The organism is uncultured Christiangramia sp. (assembly GCF_913046405.1).
Lineage (GTDB): Bacteria > Bacteroidota > Bacteroidia > Flavobacteriales > Flavobacteriaceae > Christiangramia > Christiangramia marina.
This window is the reverse complement of the sequence record NZ_CAJWRQ010000147.1, coordinates 1-4,802: the sequence shown is the minus strand read 5'-3', so window position 1 is coordinate 4,802 and position 4,802 is coordinate 1. Positions and strand designations below refer to the sequence as shown.

4 protein-coding genes are annotated in these 4,802 nt (G+C 39.3%); all 4 read right to left on the bottom strand.

Going from position 1 to position 4,802, the window contains the following annotated elements:
- A partial coding sequence (locus tag QZ620_RS13455) for a ParB N-terminal domain-containing protein (protein ID WP_295182599.1) occupies positions 1-233 on the bottom strand: 233 nt, incomplete at its 3' end.
- A gap of 2 nt (positions 234-235) precedes the next feature.
- A complete protein-coding gene (locus QZ620_RS13450) occupies positions 236-1,000 on the bottom strand; it encodes an AAA family ATPase (RefSeq protein ID WP_141878241.1) in 765 nt (254 codons plus the stop codon).
- Positions 1,001-1,149: 149 nt separating this feature from the next.
- The gene (locus tag QZ620_RS13445) at positions 1,150-3,981 is read right to left on the bottom strand and encodes a pitrilysin family protein (RefSeq protein ID WP_295182596.1); all 2,832 of its coding nucleotides are present in this window, start codon (positions 3,979-3,981) and stop codon (positions 1,150-1,152) included.
- 152 nt (positions 3,982-4,133) lie between these two features.
- Positions 4,134-4,802: YbiU family protein (locus tag QZ620_RS13440; RefSeq protein ID WP_295182595.1), on the bottom strand; the 669-nt coding region annotated here is incomplete at its 5' end.

The following is a 4,802-nucleotide window of genomic DNA, read 5'->3' as shown; positions in this document are numbered from 1 at the left end:
TGGATCACTCCGAGTTCCCGAATGGAAGTAGCAAGTTCCTTAAGCGAATCTTCGTTAAAACTGGTTCTTGGCTGAAATGGGTTTACTTCAATAGAAGATAGTTCCAGTTCAACAATGTGCCCAACGAGTTTATCGGCATTTTTATCTTCTGCAGATTTTATATCGTTATCAGGATCTTTGAGTAAGGCTGAAAGTCCTCTTCCCAATGCCTGTTTTCTGGTAGCCTTAGCCATTTCTATTCGTTTTTCTTAATAATTTCATGTGCCAGGCTTAGGTAATTGCTGGCTCCTTTACTGGAAGCATCATAGTTAATGATACTTTCACCATAACTTGGTGCTTCACTTAAACGAACATTTCGCTGAATGATTGTTTCGAAAACCATCTCATCAAAATGTTTTTTAACCTCATCTACCACCTGATTAGACAAACGTAACCTTGAATCATACATAGTTAATAGCAAACCTTCAATATCGAGCTTGTTATTATGAAGTTTCTGAACGCTTTTAATGGTGTTAAGTAATTTGCCCAGACCTTCGAGTGCAAAATATTCACATTGGATAGGTATGATCACAGAATCTGAAGCAGTAAGCGCATTTAGCGTGAGTAGTCCAAGAGATGGAGCACAATCTATGAGGATATAGTCATACAGTTCCTTCAAAGGAGTAATAGCACGTTTCAACATGCTTTCCCTGTTCTCCTGATCCACCAGTTCAATTTCTATAGCAACAAGGTCTATATGTGCCGGGATAATATCCAGGTTAGGGGAATTGGTTTTTTGAATGGCATCTTCTGCTTTTACCGAGTGCTCCAATAGTTGATAAGTTCCATTTTCCACTTCCTCAACATCTATCCCCAATCCCGATGTGGCATTGGCCTGTGGATCGGCATCAATCAATAAGATCTTTTTCTCTAAAACCCCAAGTGAAGCTGCAAGGTTTACAGATGTTGTGGTTTTACCCACTCCTCCCTTTTGGTTGGCAATAGCAATGATTTTACCCATTAATTCAGTCTGATTTTTGAAAGGTAAAAATACAATTTATTATAGGTTTAGAAAATGTATTTGTTAACAGCTTCTGAAGAATGCTTAAAATAAAAAACCGCCGCCAGGTTAATTCTGGCGGCGGTCAATTAAACAAAATTTTGCTTTATTTATTCTGCTGAAGTTTCTTCAGTTTCTGGCATTAGAACGCCCAGTAGATAATTTGAATCTAAGAATTCTTCCGCTAGGTCCTGAAGCTCTTCTGCTTCAAGATCATCAACCATTTCATTGAATTTGTTGATCTCGCTCAATTTGAAACCTTCTTCTTCAGCTTTTCTAAGCTGTTGCATCCAGAATTGGTTTTCCTGCAATTGTTCCTTGCGCTGTACCTTAAATGTCTCTTTCACTTTTGCAAGATCTTCTTCCGTAGGCCCTTCAGTTCTTAGCTTTTCAACTTCAGCAAGCGCAGCTTTCGTAAGCTTGTCTACATTCTCAGGTCCACATGGGAAGGAGATCGAAAAGTTGTAGCTGTCATAAGGAATTTGAGACATGTTTCCACGAGCTCCAACTCCGTAAACACCACCTTCCTCCTCACGCAGTTGTTCTACCAGTTTAATGGTAAGAACTTCTCCAAGTGCAGACAATGCAAGATCGTCTTCTTTGTCATATTCAGTTTCACCATTCCAGATGATGCTTACCTGACTTTTAGGATCGGAACCTTTGTAGATAGTTTTAGTACGCTGCTCGTCGGTTTTCTCTCTAAAAACTGGCGCTTTGTATTCTTCATCGGAATTGGAAGCAGGAAGACTAGCGATATAAGTGCTGGCGTATTCCTTTAATTGAGCTTCATCTACATTTCCTACGAAGAAAAATGTAAAGTCTGAAGCATCAGCAAAACGTTCCTGGTATTTCTGGTAAGCAAGATCGTAATCCATTTCGTCATACTTTTCTGGAGTAGGGAAACCTACATATCTCGTATTACCTTCATTTCTGAATTTACTCAACTCATTTTGAAAATAGAAGTTTGGATTGGACATCAGGTTACCCAGGAAATTCTTCTGCTTAGTTACAAAGGACTGATAAGCCTCTTCGTCTTTGTTAAGATCTGTAAAATACAAATGGATCATTTGCATCAGGGTCTCGAAATCTTTAGGGGTAGAAGATCCATTTAAACCTTCAGAATAAGTAGATATCTGCGGATTCACATTCACGATCTTACCGCTCATCATTTTATTCATGTCATTCTTATCTAAACCTCCTACACCAGCTTCGTTAAGACCAGCATTGGCATAAACTGTAGACATATATTCGTCGTCTGAGTACAAAGAGTTTCCTCCTTCACTATATGCTGAAAACAGGATCTCGTCATTTTTGAAATCAGTTTTCTTCAGCATTATTTTAGCACCGTTGCTAAGGATCATGGTTGTAATCCCTAATTCTTCATTCGTAGTTGATTCTTTTACAGAACCTTTTTCAGGCATTTCAGTAATTAGATTTTCACGAACTTCTTCATCTGCATACTTCTCGATATCTGAGTTTTTAACGTCATCAAGAACGGCAAGTACCTGTTCTTCAGAAATCTTTTTAACCGATTCTTTTTCTGGACCAGTGAAAACGATCACTCTATTTTCATCATGCAGGAAGTTGTTTATCAATCCATTGATGTTGTCCAGTTTAATGTTATCAAGATTGTTCTTAGCAAATTCGTAGGTCCATTCTGTTCCAGGTATTGGTGAATCTTCCAGGAAATGACTTACGTATTGTCCAATAATTCTATTGCTTTCCTGCTTGTCACGGTCCTTATAAGCTTTCTCAAGCTGAGCAAGATATTCTTTCTTAGCTCTTTCAAATTCAGCTTCGCTAAAACCATATCTTTTTACTCGCTCATTTTCTGTTACCAATGCTTTTAGAGCTTCCATTTGTGAATTTTCCCCAGCCATTGCAAAAGATTGATATGCGTTTTTCTTTGGAGAATAAGTTCCGCCGTAATAAGAGAAACCATAAGTAAATGGAGGAGTAGAGGAGTTGGCAAGTTCCTGCAGCCTGTTATTGATCATAGAAGAAAACATGTTTTTTTCCAGTTGTTTCTTGTAATCTGCAATAGTCACTACATCTTCTGCCTCATCCATATCCTTATAATAGATACTAACCTGGCTAAAGTTAGCTTCAGGGTCTGATGCGATAGCTACAAAAGTTGAATCATGGTTAGGTACACCATATTCTTTACGTTCTACCGGATTTTCCCTGGCTTCAAGATTTGAGAAATGAGATTTGATCTTTTGTTCGATAGTTTCCACATCGAGATCACCAACAGCAATAACCGCCATAAGTCCCGGACGGTACCAGTCTTTATAGTAGTTACGAATAGTTTCGTAATCTGCATTCTCAATCACATCTTTCTTTCCTATTGGAAGTCTTTCGGCATATCTCGAATTGTACATTACCTTCGGAAGGTATTCCTGCATCATTCTCTTATCTGGCCCCAGTCCAAGTCTGTATTCTTCCAATACAACTCCACGTTCGCCATCGATAGCTTCTTCAGTAAGAAGAGCATTATGGGCCCAATCTTCAAGAATGGTGAATCCTTTTTCGAGTTTTTCAGCATCATCACTTGGAATTGGCAGAATATATACCGTTTCATCAAAACTGGTATAGGCATTAAGATCTGCTCCAAATTTCACTCCAATGCTTTGCAGGTAATCTACCAGTTCATTTTTTTCAAAATTCTTGGTACCGTTAAAGTTCATGTGTTCGATAAAATGAGCAAGACCTTGCTGATCATCGTTTTCCAGAATAGAGCCTGCTTTAAGCGCGAGACGTAATTCTAATTTGTCTTCCGGCTTCCCATTGTTGCGAATGTAATAGGTTAGACCATTGTCAAGCTTCCCGATCTTCACGTTTGGATCCATTGGGATCTCATCGGTATCGCTAGATTGAGCGAAACCAATACCAGTAAATACCAGGAACAGCATCCAAAGGTTGCCTGTTAGGTTTTTTTTCATAATAAATTGAAATAGGTGTTAATTAATTGCGCACAAGATAATATTTCATATCAATTAATACATATTAATAATACGGTAATGTCTAAAAAATAACATTGAACTACATAAAAAAACCGGGCTACGAGGCCCGGTTCAAATTAAGAAGTGTACAACTACTTTCCTTTTTTAGATTTGATCATTTGTTCCAGCATGTCCCACATTTCTTCAGGAACATCTTCCAGCATCGGACGCATCAAAACATAAGCAATCGTGTCAATGCAGGGAATCAGTTGCAAAGTCCCATCACCGGGGCCCTGACGACTTAAAGCGGTCCAACCCTGCCATGTCCTGAATGCACGACAGACCGCTGGTGAGTCGATTCCTTCAACCTTTGACCGATGGACTCCTGAGTAGGGATCATACTCTTCCCAATTTGTTTCAAAGAGGCTCCTGTAGGTTTTTCTGTAGGCTGGGTCTAACCACCGCTCTACCGAGCCTGAATCCATGTGCGGAGACAATCCTAGACTTTGATCGCCTGGTTGTCGCATTCGGATTCTATCGGCATAAGTACATTCCCGGTCCGGATGAAAATATTGTGTACCATGGGACTGAAAATCCCAGATCCGGTTGAGGAACGATCTGGTTTTAGCCATTGATTCATCCTGGCGGGCTTCAATTTGGGCTTTTGACCAGTAAATCCCGTAAATTTGCGGACGATCAGATTTAAGATCACTAAAATAACGGTCAAGCCCCTCTTTCTGTTTTGAGAAATAATCATTCTCTTCAACATACTCTTCCAGACTTTGGAACCATTCTTTAGCTTTCTGTTTTGGAAATACCTC

Coding starts and splice junctions, on each gene's coding strand:
- QZ620_RS13450 (WP_141878241.1), bottom strand. CDS start 1,000: ATGGGTAAAATCATTGCTATTGCCAACCAAAAGGGAGGAGTGGGTAAA.
- QZ620_RS13445 (WP_295182596.1), bottom strand. CDS start 3,981: ATGAAAAAAAACCTAACAGGCAACCTTTGGATGCTGTTCCTGGTATTT.